The organism is Prosthecodimorpha staleyi (assembly GCF_018729455.1).
Taxonomy (GTDB): Bacteria; Pseudomonadota; Alphaproteobacteria; order Rhizobiales; family Ancalomicrobiaceae; genus Prosthecodimorpha; species Prosthecodimorpha staleyi.
The window spans coordinates 663,397-680,590 of the sequence record NZ_JAHHZF010000001.1; the positions used below are offsets into that span (position 1 = coordinate 663,397).

14 protein-coding genes, 2 tRNA genes and 1 pseudogene are annotated in these 17,194 nt (G+C 65.5%); 5 read left to right on the plus strand and 12 right to left on the minus strand.

Annotated features, from left to right (window positions below; translation table 11 throughout):
- Window positions 1-130 precede the first annotated feature (130 nt).
- A tRNA-Ser gene (locus KL771_RS02910) sits at window positions 131-206 on the plus strand.
- A 20-nt stretch (window positions 207-226) separates the two neighbouring features.
- On the opposite strand, the gene KL771_RS02915 is transcribed toward KL771_RS02910, so the two are convergent.
- The 5 genes from KL771_RS02915 to KL771_RS02935 form a co-directional block, all read right to left on the minus strand.
- Window positions 227-988, minus strand: coding sequence for a tyrosine-type recombinase/integrase (locus KL771_RS02915; RefSeq protein ID WP_261967051.1), 762 nt, complete (start codon window positions 986-988; stop codon window positions 227-229).
- A gap of 218 nt (window positions 989-1,206) precedes the next feature.
- Window positions 1,207-1,629 carry a response regulator gene (locus KL771_RS02920; protein WP_261967052.1) on the minus strand — a complete coding sequence of 141 codons (423 nt, stop codon included), beginning with the start codon at window positions 1,627-1,629 and terminating at the stop codon, window positions 1,207-1,209.
- Window positions 1,622-5,833 carry a PAS domain S-box protein gene (locus KL771_RS02925; RefSeq protein WP_261967053.1) on the minus strand — a complete coding sequence of 1,404 codons (4,212 nt, stop codon included), beginning with the start codon at window positions 5,831-5,833 and terminating at the stop codon, window positions 1,622-1,624. Before KL771_RS02925 ends, KL771_RS02920 begins: the two co-directional genes overlap by 8 nt.
- A gap of 83 nt (window positions 5,834-5,916) precedes the next feature.
- On the minus strand, window positions 5,917-7,176 hold the full coding sequence (locus KL771_RS02930) for a GGDEF domain-containing response regulator (protein ID WP_261967054.1): 1,260 nt from the start codon (window positions 7,174-7,176) through the stop codon (window positions 5,917-5,919).
- 52 nt (window positions 7,177-7,228) lie between these two features.
- On the minus strand, window positions 7,229-8,581 hold the full coding sequence (locus tag KL771_RS02935) for a GGDEF domain-containing protein (protein ID WP_261967055.1): 1,353 nt from the start codon (window positions 8,579-8,581) through the stop codon (window positions 7,229-7,231).
- Between the two features lie 731 nt (window positions 8,582-9,312).
- Here KL771_RS02935 and KL771_RS02940 point away from each other — a divergent pair.
- The 3 genes from KL771_RS02940 to KL771_RS02950 all read left to right on the plus strand — a co-directional run bounded on the left by KL771_RS02940 (window position 9,313) and on the right by KL771_RS02950 (window position 11,337).
- Entirely contained in the window at window positions 9,313-9,510 is a 198-nt protein-coding gene (locus tag KL771_RS02940) for a hypothetical protein (RefSeq protein WP_261967056.1), read from the plus strand.
- Window positions 9,511-9,716: 206 nt separating this feature from the next.
- Window positions 9,717-10,967, plus strand: coding sequence for an EAL domain-containing response regulator (locus KL771_RS02945; protein WP_261967057.1), 1,251 nt, complete (start codon window positions 9,717-9,719; stop codon window positions 10,965-10,967).
- Between the two features lie 4 nt (window positions 10,968-10,971).
- Window positions 10,972-11,337, plus strand: coding sequence for an Hpt domain-containing protein (locus KL771_RS02950; RefSeq protein WP_261967058.1), 366 nt, complete (start codon window positions 10,972-10,974; stop codon window positions 11,335-11,337).
- A 394-nt stretch (window positions 11,338-11,731) separates the two neighbouring features.
- Here KL771_RS02950 and KL771_RS02955 read toward each other — a convergent pair.
- Window positions 11,732-12,001 (minus strand): annotated as a pseudogene (locus KL771_RS02955) (hypothetical protein); the annotation flags it as partial.
- Window positions 12,002-12,181: 180 nt separating this feature from the next.
- On the opposite strand from KL771_RS02955, the gene KL771_RS02960 reads away from it, so the two are divergent.
- A tRNA-Ser gene (locus tag KL771_RS02960) sits at window positions 12,182-12,275 on the plus strand.
- A gap of 306 nt (window positions 12,276-12,581) precedes the next feature.
- On the opposite strand, the gene KL771_RS02965 is transcribed toward KL771_RS02960, so the two are convergent.
- The 6 genes from KL771_RS02965 to KL771_RS02985 all read right to left on the minus strand — a co-directional run.
- Entirely contained in the window at window positions 12,582-13,508 is a 927-nt protein-coding gene (locus KL771_RS02965) for a DNA cytosine methyltransferase (RefSeq protein WP_261967059.1), read from the minus strand.
- Window positions 13,480-13,716, minus strand: a complete 237-nt coding sequence (locus KL771_RS28350) for a Com family DNA-binding transcriptional regulator (protein WP_390866511.1) — start codon at window positions 13,714-13,716, stop codon at window positions 13,480-13,482. Before KL771_RS28350 ends, KL771_RS02965 begins: the two co-directional genes overlap by 29 nt.
- 104 nt (window positions 13,717-13,820) lie before the next feature.
- Complete coding sequence (locus KL771_RS02970) at window positions 13,821-14,840, minus strand: phage late control D family protein (protein ID WP_261967060.1); 1,020 nt, start codon at window positions 14,838-14,840, stop codon at window positions 13,821-13,823.
- A gap of 4 nt (window positions 14,841-14,844) precedes the next feature.
- Window positions 14,845-15,057 (minus strand): tail protein X, encoded by a 213-nt coding sequence (locus tag KL771_RS02975; protein ID WP_261967061.1) that lies wholly within the window; start codon window positions 15,055-15,057, stop codon window positions 14,845-14,847.
- The gene (locus tag KL771_RS02980) at window positions 15,054-15,476 is read right to left on the minus strand and encodes a phage tail protein (RefSeq protein ID WP_261967062.1); all 423 of its coding nucleotides are present in this window, start codon (window positions 15,474-15,476) and stop codon (window positions 15,054-15,056) included. Before KL771_RS02980 ends, KL771_RS02975 begins: the two co-directional genes overlap by 4 nt.
- Window positions 15,473-17,194: phage tail tape measure protein (locus KL771_RS02985; RefSeq protein ID WP_261967063.1), on the minus strand; the 1,722-nt coding region annotated here is incomplete at its 5' end. The genes KL771_RS02985 and KL771_RS02980, both read right to left, overlap by 4 nt.

Below are 17,194 nucleotides of genomic sequence, written 5' to 3' on the forward strand. Positions count from 1 at the left end.
CACCGCTATCGCCGAACCGGCCGCGCGCCGCCGACCGGACCGGCTGCGCGCCGCCGAAGACCCCAGATCTTGTGGATTCAGCAGGCCCGGGTTGACCCGCCCCGCCGCTCGGGCTAGGGGCTTCACGTCGGAGCTGTGGCCGAGAGGCTGAAGGCGGCGGTTTGCTAAACCGTTTGACTGATCCGAATGCGAGCCGTCTGGGCTCAAGCGATCCGGCGAGATTTCCTCAAGAATTCGACTGCATCGGCACAGTGCGAACCGCTTCACTGTGTGCTGGATTTTGGGCGACCCCGCACGCGGACACTTCCTGGTCCGGGGTCAGGTGGGCGATGTAGATTTCCGTCGTCTTGACCGACGAATGCCCCAGGTGGCGCTGCACCGCGTAGAGAGACCAGCCGTCTCGCAGTCGATCGACGGCAAAGCAGTGCCGCAGAACGTGGAAACGGAAAGGGCGGAATTCTGTCTTCTCGCGCTGTGCCGAGTCCTGTGCTGCCCCCACGATGGCGACGAACCGGGCTGCGACGTTGGCAGAGCGCACCGGCTCGCCGTTCCGGTCCTCGTGCCAGAACACCCACTGGCAGCGTAGGCGACGCGGGATCGAGGCGAGGACGGCCAACGCCTCCGGCGACAGCGTGACGGTCCGCCGCTTCGAGCCCTTGCCGACGACCGAGAATTCACTTCCCCGGATCTGGGACCATTTCGCGGAGACGATCTCCTCCTGCCGGCAGCCGGTAGCCCACGCGAAACGAATGACCGCGGCGAGATTGCCGGGCGCCCGCCTCGCCACCCGCTCGATGTCGGCATCCGCCGGTAGGACGATCGGGTCCCGCCGCTCCTTCATGCGCTTCAGCCGCTCGAGCGCGGGATTCCCCTGCCGCCATTCCTCCGCGCACGCGAACTCCCGGACGGAAGAAAGCGCGGTCAGGTCGCGCCGGATCGTGGCGGCTGACGCGCCGGCTCGCTGCCGAGGGGCCACGATTGCGCTCACCGACGATCACCGGGTGGACCACCGGGTCGAGCCGATCTTCAGGGTTCTGCCGATCGCTCCATGCACCCAATGGCACATCCCATCGAGCCAAGGGGACCTATCGCACGTCGATCCGATGCGGATTGACAGCCGGTGCATTGGAAGGGTGGTTCGTCGGACCTCGGATGTGGCCAGTCACCAAGCGCGACCGACACATACCGCAAAAGGCCGCGAGTTGATCAGTCACCCGGCGCGCTACGCGCTCTGGCTACGCCGCGGCTGCCGTCTCGCACAAGCGAACTGACCTCGCCGGGAAGCGCCATCGGATCGAAGGGCTTGGTGATCACGCCGCAGGCGCCGAGGGCGAGATATTCCTGAACCTCGCTCGGCCGCACCCGCGCCGTGATGAGCACGATGGGCAGGCCGTCGAACTCGTGCATCGACCGCATGACCTTCATCGTGCTCGGTCCGTCCATGCCGGGCATCATCACGTCAAGCATCACCACGTCGGGCAAGTCCTGCAAGGCCTCTTCTATGGCCTCCCGGCCGGACCGGCAGCCGCGGACGGAGTGGCCCCCGACCATTTCGAGACTGAGCGTGGCGACGCTGAGGATGTCCTCCTCATCGTCGGCATAGACGATTCGAAGTGGCCGATCAGACATGGGCGAACTCCTTTTCCGCGCGGCGCGTTTCTTCCCTGGGGTCGGCGCCCCATTCTCGGCTGTGCACCGCGAAGACCTCGGCGATATCCCGCAGTTCGTGGGGCAGGTGTGTCGCTGGCCCGCGCACCAATGGTATCGATCGCCAGCGCGCTTGGACTGCCAGCACCGAGAGGGCCTGTTCGTCGGTCTCCGCCGGGTCGACGGCGACGAGATCGAAGGTTTCGGTCAGAAGCAGGCGTTGGGCAGTCGCAAGGCTGTCGACCCGGACGAGCGCCGCCCGACCGGCGAGCGCAGCCGCCGCGTACTCGCCAGCCGAGGCGTCGTCAGTGATATGGAGAATCCGAGGCAGGCCGCCATGCGAACGAAGTGTCGAGCGGACAAGGCTAATGAGCCCATCGGCATCGGCAACATCGAAGAGCCAGAAGGAACTTTCCCGCCATGCGGGAAGTGCGAGTTCGCCGACCGTGCCCTCCGCCGTCACGACGACGGTCGGGACTTTGCGGAGCCGCCCGGCCGCGATTTCGCGCTCCAGTACGTTACGGCAGTCCGGGTCCAGGAGGATTTCCGCGTCGACGATGAGGACGGCGACATCGACGGTGTCCAGGCGGGCCGCAATGTCGCCGGGCCGACGGGCGATCTCGCAATCCATCCCACCGCGGCCGATGGCGGCGGCCAGGAAACGCGCCATTGCCTCGTCGCGGGACAAGGCCAAAATCGTCGGAGCGGAATCCGCCGCTGGCGCGCCGGCCGGCACTTCGATCCCAGGGTCGGGGGCGAGCGGCAGATCAATCCAGAAAGTCGTCCCCCGTTCGACTTCGCTTTCGAAGCCGATCGAGCCGTCCATTCGCTCGATGAGTTGCTTGCTGATGTGCAGCCCGAGGCCGGATCCGCCCTTCTTGCGGGTGATGGCCGAGTCCGCCTGCGAGAACCGGGTGAAGATGCGCGACCGGAATTCGTCTGGTATTCCGGGCCCTTGATCGGAAACCGAAACGCGGATCAACGAACCGCGCCGTTCGACCGCTATTTCCACCGTCGCGTCGCGCGGCGAGAATTTCGCAGCATTGGACAGGAGATTGGTCAGGACCTGGATGAATCGTCCGGCATCGACGATGACCGGCGCGCCGGTGACGGTGACGCGCTGACGTAGCGTCAGAGAGTGATGTTCCATCAGCACTTTGGTCGAAGCCGCCGCCTGCTCGACCAGAGCTGCGATTTCGAGCCGCTCCATGTCGAAGCGCATCAGGCCGGAACTGAGCTTGTCGAGGTCCAGAATGTCGTTGATCAGCGGCAGCAGGCGTTCACTGTTCTTGTGGGCGATTTCGACGAGTTGGGCCGCGCGCGCCGGCAAGGCGTTCACCATGGTCCCGAGGACGAGGCCGAGCGAACCGCGGATCGAGGTCAACGGCGTCCTGAGTTCGTGGCTGACCGTCGAAATGAATTCGCCCTTGAGCTGATCGATCTCTTTTCGGCCCGTGATGTCAACGAGTTGCACGATGAGATTGCGAGGCGTTCGGTCTGGCCCTCGCGCCAACGAAACGCTCTGTTGTGTCCAGATCGTCGCCCCGCACTTGTGCACATAGCGCTTCTCTATCTGGTAGGATGTGCATTCCTCCGCCATGAGCCGATACTGCTGGTCCAAATCGATCTTTATGTCGTCGGGGTGCGACAGCATCATCAGATTGGTCTGCATCAACTCGTCCTGCGCGTAGCCGAAGAGGCCGCACAGTGCCGTATTGACCGTCAGCCATTTTCCCGTCGTGTCGACCAGGGCCATGCCGATCGACGCCCACTGCATGGCGTCACGAAACGTCTCTTCGCTGGCGCGCAGCGCGGCCTCCGCTTCCCGGGCTCGTGTAACGTCGCGCGCGACGATGAGGATGCCGATGGGCTCGTTGGAGGGCGGCTCCCGCATCAGCCGGAGCGAGGCGTCGATCCAGACCCAGCGTCCATCCTTGTGGCGATAGCGCGCACTGATCGTCGCGCGCTCGCAGCCGCCGCGAACGCGCTCGAACACCGCACGCACGCCTTCGCAGTCGTCTGGATGGATCAGCGCCCAGGGCTGAACGTCGAGCATTTCTTCAGGGGCGAGTCCGAGAATGTCGATAGAAGCGGGCGATACGTAGGTGCGGACCAGATTGAGATCCATCTGGACAACGAGATCGATCAGGTTCTCGGCGATCATCCGGTAGCGCGCCTCGCTTTCCGCGATGCGGATCTCGGCTCGCTTGCGATCGGTGATGTCCGAGATGACGCCGAGCACGAGCAGGCCATCGGGAGACGCGATGGGATTGAGGCCAAGTTCGACGGGGAAGGTCGAACCGTCCTTTCGCACACCGTTGAGATCTCGGCCGGCACCCATGCGGCTCGCTACGGGGTTGTTCATGTCGCCCTCACGCAGGTCGGCGTGGGCCTGCCATGCCGCCTCGGGGACGAGAGCTTCGACAAAAGCACCGACGAGTTCGTCGGGCGCATAGCCGAACATGCGCTCCGTCTCGGCGTTGACGAGCAGGATCTTGCCGGACCCGTCAGTGAGCGCGATGCCGGCCGGGCAGGCTTCGACGGCCAGCCGGAACTTGTCTTCCGTCAGCTTTCGTTCGGTTATGTCGGTGTGAGTGCCGATCATGCGGGTCGGTCGACCTTGGCCGTCACGCTCGATGATCCGACCACGATCGTACATCCAGAGCCAGCGTCCATCCCTGTGGCGCATGCGGAATTCGCACTCGTAGAATTCGGACCCTCCGGCGATGTGCAGGTCGTCTGCCGCAACGGCACGAGCGCGGTCATCGGGATGCATCAACTGCAGCCAAAGGCCCATATCGTCAGTGAGCTCGTGCTCGGCATAGCCGAGCATTCGTTTCCACATCGGCGAATAATAGGTCTTGCCGGACGTCCGGTCCTGGTCCCAGACGCCCTGGCTTGCACTCTCAAGTGCGAAGCTCCAGCGCTGCTCGGCGAGTGCGAGAGCCTGGCGCGATCGATGCAATTCGCTGAGATCCCGACAGATGCTGGAAAATCCGGTGACGATGCCGCGACCGTCCCGCACTGCCTCGATGCAGATCTCGCCCCAGAAGGGCTCGCCGCCCTTGCGCATCCAGCGTTGCTCGTGGGTGACCCTCCCGGAGTCCGAAGCCTCGGCGAGAAGCCGACCGGGCAGGCCCGCGACACGGTCGTCGGGCAGGAAGAGGCAGGAATAGTGCCGGCCGATCACTTCAGCACCGGTATAGCCGAAGACGCCGGCGGTCTTGTTGCCCCAGGCCTCGATCCGGCCTGTCACGTCGAGGCGGTAGATGACGCTGTCCTGGACGCGGCCTATGAGATTCTCGATCTGCAGATTGCTGGCGATCAGTCGCTGGCGCTCGTTGCGAAGCTCGGTCAGAACGAGGCTCAGCGTCGTCGGCACAAGCACCATGAAGGACGCCGCCACCTCAACGGCGATTTCCGGTGCGCCGAGTTCGCCGGTGGTCGTGATCCACGGACCCTTTAGCCAGATGAGGTCGACGACTGCTGCTGCCGCGACGGCGACGAGCGAGGTCCCGAGCGGCGAAAGGCGACAGGCGGCGAGGATAAGGGCAGCTGAGACGAAGATGAATGGATAGCCCAGGATCGTGCAGGCGATCCAGGCCACGGCCGAAACGAGGCCAGCTAGGCCGATCGCCCAGGGCCATTCGGCGTCGCGGAACCGATGCCAAGCGGGCCTGTCGCCGAGGAGGGCGAGCGGCATCAGCGTTGAAGCCGCGGCGAGCGAGCCGGCGACCCATTGGAGATAGGCGGTCTCGAACGGCGCTTCTTGCCGAAAGAACACGATTGTGGCCTCGAGGAGGCCAGCGATCGCCGGAACGGCGATCCCTGTGACGACGACCGCCTGCAGCAGCCGCCCGACCGAAATGGGCTCTCCGCGTACCGTCCGCAGGAGGTGGAGCCCGAGCAGAGAGGCGGCAATCTGCGGCAGGGATACGAGGAGGTGCAGGCCGGCCAGGTCCGGCTGTCCTCCCGCAAGCAGGCCCGCACTCTGCGCGAGGCCGCAGATCGGAATGCCGATGGGCCAGGACGCCGGCGTTTGCTTCGCCAGCAGAGCGACGACGGCGATGTCGCCGACCCACAGTGGCAGCGGTTCGCCGCTCGCGAACAGGCGCGTCAACAGAAGGTTCGCGACGAAGGCGAAGACCCCCGAGGCTGCGAGCCAGGCGACATCCGCGCGTTTCATAGGCACTCCGAAGCCACGGTTCATTGGTGGATCCGGCGACCACCGGGCCGGCCGGCGCGGCGAACCGGTTGGGCCGACGACGCTCACCCGGAGAGAAACTGAACGCCGAACTCGTTGTTGTATTGCCAGCACTTTCTCACCCGCCGGAGTGCGCCGGCGTCGGCGATCTTGAGGTGGAAGAATTCCGGCAGCGCGACGGCGCCCTCGACCTTGAGGCGTGCGCCACCCTCGGAAAGGTTGCGAACCACGCAATCGATCGTCGAGTTGAATTCGTTGAAGACGATCTTGCCAGGCTTTAGCGTCCGCCAACGCGGTTGCCGGCGCCGCTCACGCCCGGCCGTTTGGGCATCGTCCGTCTCCGCCATCCGATCCGCGTCGGCCGGGTCGCCCCAGCCGGCCATTCGGCTCGCCGCCTCCTCGGTCTCGGCCCGGATGCGCGCGGCATCGCTATCGATCTGGGCGAATGTGGCCGCAGCTGCGTCTCGATCACCGGGGATGCGGATCGTCCAGGTCACGACCGAGATTTGGAGTTGGACCGCATCGAGTTGGTGCGTGAAGGTCGCCTCGTGCCGAAGACGCATGCTGATGTCGTCGAGCACGGACTGGGACGGGTGCGTATCGATGACGGAAACGAAGAGATCACGGTCGCAGCGCCCGAGTGAATCCGCCGGCCGCACGCTCCCCCTGAGGCGAGCGGCAACCGCCCGCAGCATGCGGTCGGCGGCGACGATGCCGAACCGCTCGCAGATCGGCCGATACATCGGAAAAAGGATGCCGACGGCGGCCAGAGGGCGTTCGCCCCGGTTGACCGCTATCGTCGAAAGCCTCTCGGTGAGAGCCCTGCGACTGTAGACGCCCGTGAGGTCGTCAAAGTCGGAATGGGCCCGCAGCCGCGCGAGCTCCTCGTGCCGGGCCGCTTCCTGGTCTCGACGGGCGATGGCACTGCGGATCGATCGCAGCAATTCTTCCACCCGCAACGATCGCTTGAGGACATAGTCATCCACGCCGTTGCGGAAGGCCCGAATGATCGCCTTACCGCTTTCGTCCGCCGATACCATGACGACGGGGGCGAGATCGGGAAAATGGCTTCGGAGCGTTTCGTACAGGTGCAGACCGCTTTCCTGCTCGAGATTGTAGTCGAGCAGGATGCAGTCCGGCATGCGCGCCCGAAGGCTTGTCATCGCAGCGGTGCTGTCCGCCGCGTCGACGACGTGCAACTTGCTCTGCCTCAGCAGCAGCGAGAGCTGCGCCCGGAAATCGTCGTCGTCGTCGACGACGCAGACCGTGCGGCCGTCAAGCGAGACAGTTTGTGCCGTTCCGATGCCGATCTGTCCCGTGAACATGTGACATCACCCGTTTTCTTCGCAGCCTGACCGACCGCGGCAACACCGCGCGTCAATGCCGGATCCGCATAGCCTCTCCCAATTCAGCGGCTTCGGTGGACGCTTGGCCACGCGGGCAGCAATGGAAGGTCCGGAAGACCGTGCCGGAGCCATTGCCGGCCGGGGAGGCGAAGGCCACCTTGTTGCGTCCGGAATTTTTGGCGTGGTAGAGCGCCGCGTCGGCAGAATCGACGAGGGCGTGAACGCTGTCCCACGCGGCGCTGCCGGCGATACCGACGCTGATCGTCACGGCGCAATGGCCGTCGCGGCCGGTATCCAAACGCATCGCTTCCACATGCGCCCGGAACCCCTCCATCACGTCGGCGGCGGCCGACGCCGTAGCATCGAGAAGCAGGACGCCGAACTCCTCGCCACCGTATCTCCCGACGATGTCGGTGCGACGGAGCCATCCCGCGAGCGAGCGCGACAACAGCCGGATCACCTGATCTCCGACCTGATGACCCCAGGTATCGTTGACCGTCTTGAAGTGGTCGATGTCGACCATCGCCAGCGAGATTGCCGATCCCGTCCGTCGACTGCGTTCCAACTCCTGCGTTACCCGTTCCTTGAACCGGCCATGGTTGAGGAGACCAGTGAGGCCGTCACGTTCGATGAGAGGCCGCAACATCCGCATCCGGCTCACCTTCAGCCGGACGAGGGTGAGAAGTGTCCGTAAATCGGTCTGCTTGGAGATGAACTCGTCGCCGCCGCTCAGGCGCGCGGCCATCTGCATCGCAGCATCCCGTTCTGCCGAGAGGAAGACGATCGGCACGGACAGATAGAGGCGCGACTGGCGGATCATCTGGGCGAGATCAATGCCGCTGACGGCCGGCATCTGAAGATCCATCAGGATCAGATCGAAGCTATTCTGCTCGAGAATGCTGAAAACCGAGGTCGGATCCGTAGCGACCTCCACGAGGAAGCCATCGGCCCGGAGCAATTCGGCATAGCATCGAGCGCTGAGCTCGTTGTCATCGACGATCAGGATGCTGGCGGGCTCGTCGGCGCGCTGGTCGCAGAAATGTTCGAGCCACTCGGTCAGTTCCTTCGGATCGACCGGCTGCCGGACGATCGCGTCCACCCCGGCCTGTGCGCAGAGCATCCGGTAGGCAAACGACGCCTCGGGCGTCACGACGATCTTCGGCATGAAGGACGGAATTCGCCGCCAGAGATCGCCGGCCGCGATCACGCCGCCGTCAACGATCGCCACGTCCCGGGTTGGGCGGGACGCGCCCGGCAGCGTCGTATCGCCCAGCACAGGGCGGAAGTTTAGTTGCTGCAGGATGGGCGGAAGTGTTCCGAGAAACTCGGCGCCTCCGAAGAGGTGTAGGCTGAGCCGGCCATCGGAAATCTGGGCACTCTGCATGGGAAAATCCGGCTGGATTCGTCTTGCCATCTCTCTCGCCGAGGCCGGCGTGCCGGCGGCAACTTGATGTCACCGAGTTGGTCATGGGACGCCCGGCTGCCTTCGAGACTGGGCCGGATAAACTAACAAAGTGCTTAGACATTGTCGTAAAAGACCGTCTCGCCCGGTACGGTTGTGAAATTATTATCGGATTTTGAATGTTTGTAGCCGTGTTTTGGGATGTGGATGGCAGAGAAGCAGGCGATCCATTGCCGGGCCAGCATGCGCTTCCGACGCGATCTTAAGGATGCGGATTGGGAGCCACTCGCCCCCGATGCCGGCGACTTCGCGGGGGGCCACGCCGGATCGATATGCGGTCGGTCGTGACCGACGTCTTCTCCCGCCATGGACCGGATGCCCATGGCGCTGCCTGCGCACCGGCGGGCTGCCGCCGCGCTCGACGGTCAACTCCATCTTCCGCACGTTCCAGCGGGATGGAACCTGGGACGCCATCTGGGCCGAACTCCGCATGGTCTTGGGAGGGCTTGAGGGTCGCGAGATCCGCGCGCTCGACGATCCCAACGGCCAGTCGATGCGCGTCGCCGGCTGTTCCGCCGGCATTCGGGACCCTGTCCAGGGCGGCGTTGGATCTCGACAAGATCCGCAACCGGTCTCCGTCGCTCGAACCGGTCTGAACCGACGCCGCGTACAATGCCCGTCGGGTGAAGGCCGACGCCGCGCCGAACCTGCACATGGAGATCGTGAAGCGGACCGACGACACGACGGGCTTCGTCGTCGCGCCAGGCCACAGGGTGGTCCAGCACACCTTCTCGTGGTTCGGACGCAATCGCCTACCGGTCAGGAACTGGAAGGACCTCGCCGAGACGCTGCGTGCCTCGGCGGCGCTGGTCACGATCCAACCCACCGTCTGGCGGCCCGATCGCAGGTAGGCTTTTGGGCCAGGCACGAGTCCCCAAGTTCATACCGATATTTTTCGACAATTAACTACATATCCGTATGCCCATTGCTGTGAACGCCCGCAGAAACAATTGTGAACCCTGTATCTGGTACGTTGTACCTGCAACCTAACTCGCTCGGGATCCAAGAATATCGACGTCAAGCGTTTGTCGATACAAGGACGCAAGAGGCATTCACAATGTCGATGAGCGAATCGATGATGTTGCCAGAGGTGGCAGCAAGCCGGGATCGAGCCTTTATAGTAGAAGATCATCCGGCGGTCAGTGCAATGCTCGCCTTTTGGGTCGGGGCTTGTGGATTGCAGGTCCTTGAATGTGATCCGCACAACCTGAATCAACTGGATCAGGCTCGCGCCTCAGACATCGTGGTCGTCGACTTGTGCCTGGGGGACCAGGACGGGATCGAGGTATTCCGGCGGCTCTCGGCCTGCGGCTTTCGCGGCCGTATCATCGTCATCAGTGCCTTTCCCCAGAATGTGATCGATGTTGCCCGCCAGGTTGGCGTCGATTTTGGGCTCAACATCGTCGGCGCCCTGCGCAAGCCCTTCTCTCCCGGCAATCTCCGGGAGCTCGTCACCGCAGCAGCGCCGTCGATCCTGCACGACGGGCCACCCGGCGACGACTTGCCGCCATTGCGTGAAATTCTGGAGGCCGGCAGTCTCAGATTCTACTATCAACCGATCGTCGACGTGAATACCGAGGCGATCCACGCGATCGAACTGCTCGCGCGCGGACCGACACGGACGGGTCGACTGGGTTCCATGGCCGCCGTCCTCGCCGATGCGACCGACGGCGACCTGCTTGATCTGTCACGCATCGCCCTCAGGCAGGCGGGCCAACTGCGCTCTTTGCTGCGGCCCCAGTATCCCGACATCGCGATCTCCGTGAACGTGCCGGGGAACCTGCTCTGCACCGACGCCCTTGAGGAGGAGATGCCGGCCATCCGCTCAGGGTCGCCGATCGACAATGCCATCGTGCTGGAGATCTCCGAACGCGATGCCTTCCACGACCTGCGCATCGCCCGGCGGGCGGCGACGCGCGCCGTGCTGCACGGCCTGTCGCTGTCTCTCGACGACTTCGGCACGTTCAACAGCAATTTCGATCGCTTTGCGCAGTTGCCGTTCTGCGAACTGAAGCTCGATCGCGCCTATGTTTCGGGTTGTGCCGGTGACGGATTCAGGCAGCTGATATGCCGCATCGGCATCGAAGTCGCACATGCTCGCGGCGCGACCGTCGTTGCGGAGGGTGTCGAAGACCCCGCCGACCTCGAAACCCTGCGTCGGCTCGGCGCCGACTACTTTCAGGGATATCTCATCGCCCGACCGATGAACCTAGAAGCCCTGGTCGCCTGGCTCGACGGCCATTCGTCCCGCTGCGCGCCGCGACCGCGCCGGCCTCGGCGGTCGGCATTTGCACTCGATGAGGGATGATCCAATGACTTTGCCCCAGCACGAGCGTGCCGCCGACGCCCCAGGTCCGCCGGCTTTCCTCGCCCAACTTGCCGCCCTGCAGCGCCAGTTCCGCGAGCGGGTCGTGGCGGATGCCGCGTATCTGGGTTGTCTCCGCCAGAGCTATTTCTCCCCGGATCGCACACCCGAGGTCGAGCGCGCACTCGGGCGCCTCGCCCATTCGCTCTCAGGATCGGCGGGAATCTTCGGTCATGCCGGCATCAGCGAAGCCGCCTTCCAGGTCGAACTCTTGATGCGCGCCGAGACAATCGACGAGGCCGGATTGGCGACCGCCGTCGACCAACTTCTCGCCGAACTGACCGCGCTTCGCCCGGAATCTCCGGAGGCCTGACACGACACGCCATAGCGACGGCTGCCAGCGAGCAAAGGCACTGATCACGCTGCCGAAGGCCGATTTCCGGCAAGGTCCATCGATTCCATTCTCGGCCTCCGCGCCATACCGTTCGGGACCTTGCCCACGGGGGCGCCCTCGTTCTGAACGGGAATCCGTCGACAGGCGACGGACGATGTGAAGGTGCAGGTTCAGCGAAGAGCAGATCATAGGTATTCTGAAATAGCATCAGATGCCGGGATGCCAGTGGCGGACCTGTGCCGCAATCACGTGACTTTGGCCTGCAGCCGGTTCCGCGGACACCGAGTTCAGGTGTCGTGATGGAACTGGCTGCAGGCCAGTGGAAGGGAACTACTACGCGGCCCTTGAGAACCTCAAATCGGCCGCGTAGGACTCAAGAAATCGAGCCTCCAGCAAACCCAGGGCGGTTCAAAGCCCGTCCGACGCGGTCGACGCCGCGGACCATGGGCCGCTCCAGTCCGGCAATGATCTTGATCCAGCCGGAGCTCTCCTCGATGCGCTTGCGGATCCGCTGGCTGGCGGCGGACCCGGCGTGTCGTGCTGTCCGGCCGTCCATGGCCGAGCGGCCGTTGCAGCGGGTGACGTTTCGGGCGACATGCGGGCGCACGTTCATCGACCGGAGATCGTTTACGAAGTCGGCGGTACAATCTGATTGAAGGTAGCCCGTCATCCTGGTCCGGCTGGCGGTTTTGACGGAAACTCCGTCCTAACATCGACTGTGCCGGATTTTGTGCCAACGCAAACCGCTTCTGTTCTCGCGATCTGCGGAATGTGCCAGGGCCGGGTTGACCGACCCCCTTGTTCAGGCTAGGGAAATCTCGTCGGAGCCGTGGCCGAGAGGCTGAAGGCGGCGGTTTGCTAAACCGTTATACGGGCTTAAACCCGTATCGAGGGTTCGAATCCCTCCGGCTCCGCCATTATTCAGTGCAAGCGCATGAAAAGTCTGCCTGTTTTCTGAAGCCGTCGCTCCGGTCCCAACTTCGGCCCCAATAGCGATGGCGTGCCCGGCATCTCGGCGCCTGCTTTTCGAGCCTCAACGCGGCTCCGGCGCCATGCGTGACCGTCGACCCGCCCGATCTCCTTCCGTCTACGGCCTGCGCCTGCTGTAGCGCGCAAAATCGAATGGCCGAGCGCGCAAGATCGAATGGCAGCAGTTTTCCGGCCGCGGGGATTTCTGGCGGCGGGGGTGTGAGGCCGGTTTTGAAGGGCCTTGTTACGGCCCTTCAGCCTGCCTCGAAACCAGCTCTGAGAGTGCGATACGCGAGCGCTGCAGCCAGCGGGACCACCCCGTTACCGGCGACGAAGGATCGCTCCATCCGATAGGCCAGCCCATCACCCAGTCGAGGAACCGCGGGTTCAAGGTCGGGTCGCCGGGCGAGCACCTCGTGCCAGGCGCGACCGTCAAATGGACCGGGTGCGAATAGGGGAATGTCGGCGGCATCATCGTCGGCACCCAGCCGGCCGCCCGGAGGAAGCGCCAGAGCACCGACAGGTTCCGCGCCACCGTCGCAATGCAGATCTGGCTGCCCCCCTGATCGGCCGCCGGACAGGCTATCAGGCCCTTCGCATCCGCCCGCAGGTCCGATCGGGTCGCGAAGGTCTGCGCCGTCGGCGTCGGCCAGATCCCGCCGGCCGAGGCAGAAGAGCCGCCGCCTCTCATGGCTCGCGCCGACTTCATAGCCCGAGAACACGCCTGCTTGGAGGCGATAGCCCAGGCCCTGAAGCTCTCCGGCGACGACATCGAAGCCGAGATCGAGGTGTCCCTGCACATTCTCGATGAAGACCCATTCGGGCTCGACCTCTTCGAGGACGCGCCGGACATGGGGCCAGAGATGCCGCGGATCGCCGGCGCCGAGCCGACGCCCGGCCGAGGAGAAGGGCTGGCACGGGTAGCCCGCAGAGACGATATCCACGACGCCACGCCACGGGCAGCCGTCGAAGGTCGAGAGATCGTCCCAAACAGGAGCCGGGCACAGGGCCGCGTCCGCCATCCGGGCCACGAGGAGGGCCGCGGCGAAGCTATCCCGCTCGACGTAGCAAACAGCCCGATATCCGGGTTCGGCGACGTGCAGTCCGAGGTCGAGACCTCCGGCTCCGGCACACAGGGAGAGGCCTCGCAGCTCATCGCGGCCGGCGGAACATGGATCCACGGCATGGGTCTCCTCGATCGGGCCGCTCCGGGCGGTCGTTCGAGGGCTCTGCCGGCCTCAGATGGTTGAGCGTGCCGCATCGGCGGCATTTGATCTCGATCAGGGTGCCGATCGATCCGCGCGCCTTGAACAGCAATGCGTCGCAGTAACCACAACGTACGGTCTCCACTGTCTTTGGTCCAGCTCTCCTGCCATGGTCCGCCCGCACGCAAGCCGTGCATCGGGGCGGGGTGGCGATGAGCTTGCTTTCGCCGGGTGGGGTGCGTCCGCCAAGATCAGCCCCATCGCCGGGTCACCCCGGCCCCCGCCGCGTCACTTCTTCTTCCCGTCTCCGCTCCCCTTGGTCTCGACCTGGACGGTCGTGATCCAGCCCTTCTCGGGCTCGACGACGTGCTCGGCCGAGGAGCAGACCCACTCGGTCCTGTCGATGTCGGCGCCGAAGCCCGAGCAGATGACCGGCGCCTCGGCGACCGCGAGCGGGTTGCCGGGCATCTCGAACGAGCCCGACCCTGAGTTCCGGCCATGCTCCCGCCCGGCCGCCTCGGCGCCGAGCTTGGCTTCGCCCTGGCTCGGATAGGGGTGCATCAGGGCATGACGCCCGGCCGAATAGCCCGGCTGGACCTTCTCCCGACGACGCTGGGCTTGCGCCGGGTCGTACCAGTCGCCGCCCATCTCGCTGTCTTGCGGCCGCGGCTCGATCTCGGCCTCGAAGCGATAGTTGGGGTCGTAGCGGACCTCGACGGGTGGCAGGGACGAGCTGCCGGCGCTCTTGCCCTCGCCCCGCTTGGTCACGACCAGGCGCCCCATCTGCGCCTTCACCATCGCGCCCACGTCGTCGCCGAGCGCGGTCGCGAAGTCGATCGCCGATTGCTGCCAGCGCAGCCGGTAGGGCATCTGGATGCCGGCGATCTCCGGCGCCACCACGGCCGAAAGCCCGGCCTTCGAGGCGATGTCGCGGAAGATGTCGCCGGCGGTCTTCTGGTCGTAGTGCGTCGAGCCGACTTCCTTGAGCTTGTCGACCATGTCGGCCGCCCGGCAGGTCACCCGCAGCGTTGTGCCTGAGCCCGGATCGCCGCCGCCGCCGACCCGCTGCACCGTGTACTGGCCGACGAAGGCCGGTCCGCCATCGGACCAGGCCAGCTCGACCCGGTAAAGCGTGCCCTTGGACGGGAAGCTCCAGCCCGGCGGCTCGGCCCGCAGCACGATCTCTGCCGTGTCGCTCTCATAGCCCCGGTTGTCGGTCACCTTCACCGAGACCAGCGACTGGCCCCAGATGCCGGCAAGGTCGCGCCCCGTGGGGCCCCAGACGCGCACGATCGGCCGCCGGAACATGGTCTCACTCCCACGGCCGGACGACGGTCGCGACGACGGGCTCGGGCGCCGGCGGCACTTCGATCACGGTCCCGCCGGGCACGAAAGGCCCATGCGCCGCCAGGCCCGGATTAGCCTCCAGGAGGGCCTCGACGGTGCCGCCCCGCTCGCTGCCGTAGATCGCCCGGGCGATCCGGTCGAGCCGCTCCTCGTCGCCGGGAACCGTGTAGCTGGTCACAGGAAGCCTCCGAACGCGCCACCGGTGTCCGAGACGAGCACCAGCTCGATCTGCACCTCGACGATCCGGCCGACGCCGTCGGCCGGGTGCAGGCGCTCCTCGTCGATCTGCAGCGCCTTGATGCCGACCAGGCCGCCGACCGAGGCGGCGAAGTTGCGGCCCATGCGGATGTAGTTGACCGGCCGGTTGGCGCGCAGATGGCCGAGCAGGGTCGTGATCGCGTCGAGGCCGCCCATGAAGTGCGGCAGCGTCCGGGCCTGGATGGTCACGGTCTGATCGCCGACCCCGGTGAACTGGTAGTCGGTCGCGTACCAGGTCGCGGTGCCCGGCACCCGGGCCTCCGCCCGCATCGACAGCCGGCCCGGGTTCAGCCCGAGCCGCTCCAGCCGCGCCCCGCCGATCGACACCAGCACCCTCATGCCCAGCTCCCGAGATCGTGCAGCGCGCCGGCCATCGCCGTCCGCACGGCCCGGGCCTGCTCGCGCTGGGCATGGCGAGCGGTCGCGGCCGGATCGGTGCCGTGGATGTGCTGGGTCACCTGGACGTTGCCGCCCCCGGTGCTGGTCTGCTTGCCGATGCCGCCGCCGGTCTCTCCCCCGGTGCCGCCGCCCGCCGGCGCCGCGCCGCCGAAGTTCGGCGCGATCGTCGGCGAAGCCGTGAAGCCGAAGATCGACCGGAGCTGCCCGACGATGCGTTGCGCGGCCGCGACGGCGCGCGCGCCGCCCTCCTCGATCGCCTTGACGTAGCCGTCCATGCTTTGCGCGCCGGCCGCGCCGAAGCTGCCCGACAGGGCATCGGCATTCTCGCGCTGGAAGCGCTCGACCTCGCCGCGGGCCTCCCGCAGCTTGGCGATCGCCTGGGCGATGTCTGCGTCGATGGTCCCGATCTCGGTCCCGAGGTCTCGGACCCGCGCTTCGGCGCCCTTGCGGGCGCTCCTGCCGATGACGGACGGCAAGGCCGCCTCGGCCTTCATCTTCTGGTCGCCCACCTGGTTGCGGCGCTCTTGCAGCCGCATCAGATCGAGCAGCGCACCGTCGGCCCGGGCCGACTTCTTGCGCAACAGGTCGCGCGCCAGGTCGCGCTCCAGGCCGGGGGCGGCCGCCCCCAGCATCTGCCAGCCGGTACCGCCCGAGGCCGCCGCCTTGTCGGCGCGGTCGACGCCGTCGAGCGTCTGGTCGATCGCCTGGTTGATCCCCGGCAGCATCCACCGGGTCAGGCGGTCGGAAATCTCGGAGACCTGGGCCTTGAAGCGCTTCAGATGGTTGTCCGTCGTGCTCTGCTGGATCTCCAGTCCCTTGAACAGCGACCCTTCGTAGTTCTTGGGAACCTTCAGGGCGTCGCGCTGCTTTCGGTACTCGGGACCCGCCTCGGCGACCCGCGCGGTCTCGTCCTGCCATTCGACACCGAAAAGCCGGGTGAAGATCGACGTTTTGTTGTCCGCCTTGGATACGCGTTCCCAGAAGTCATCGAGGGTCTTGTCGGCATTGTTCTTCATGCCGTCGGCCATCTCCTGCGGCGTGTAGCCCAGATCCTTCAGGGCGCCTGCAACACGCTTCGGCTGGTCGGGTGCATTGCGAAGAACGCCGACGAAGGCGCTGAGCCAGGTTGCCGTTTTGCCGGGATGCAAACCCGTGCTGAGGGCGGCGGTCAGCATCGCAAGGGTCGTATCTTCACTCAGGCCGGACATCTTCACGTTCGGACCCGCCTGTCCGAACGCATAGCTAATGTCGCCTTCGCGCGCGGCGGAATTGTCGCCCAGGAAGTTGATCTTGTCCCCCAAAGTGGCCAGTTCCGGGATGGTCTTGTTCATGCCCGCCTTGGTTTCGGCCATCGATTTCGCTGCGCCCCGGGGGTCGATGTCCCATCCAACGGCTTGTGCGATGGCGATGCGCACAAACTCTCCCAGATCAGCGTTCGCAATGCCGCTCTTGCTGGCCTCGGAGAACATGCCGGCCACGTCGTTGCGCGGCACGCCATATTTGATGGCCATGCGCACCATCTGGTTCTCGAACCCCTTCAACTCCCCTTCGTCGGTGATGCCCGAGGCCTTCCGGAACTCCGCAAAGGCCTTCTCGAAGCCGATGGACTGATCGAGCATCCGCTTGCCGCCATAGGCCGCGCCGACCGGGGCGATATA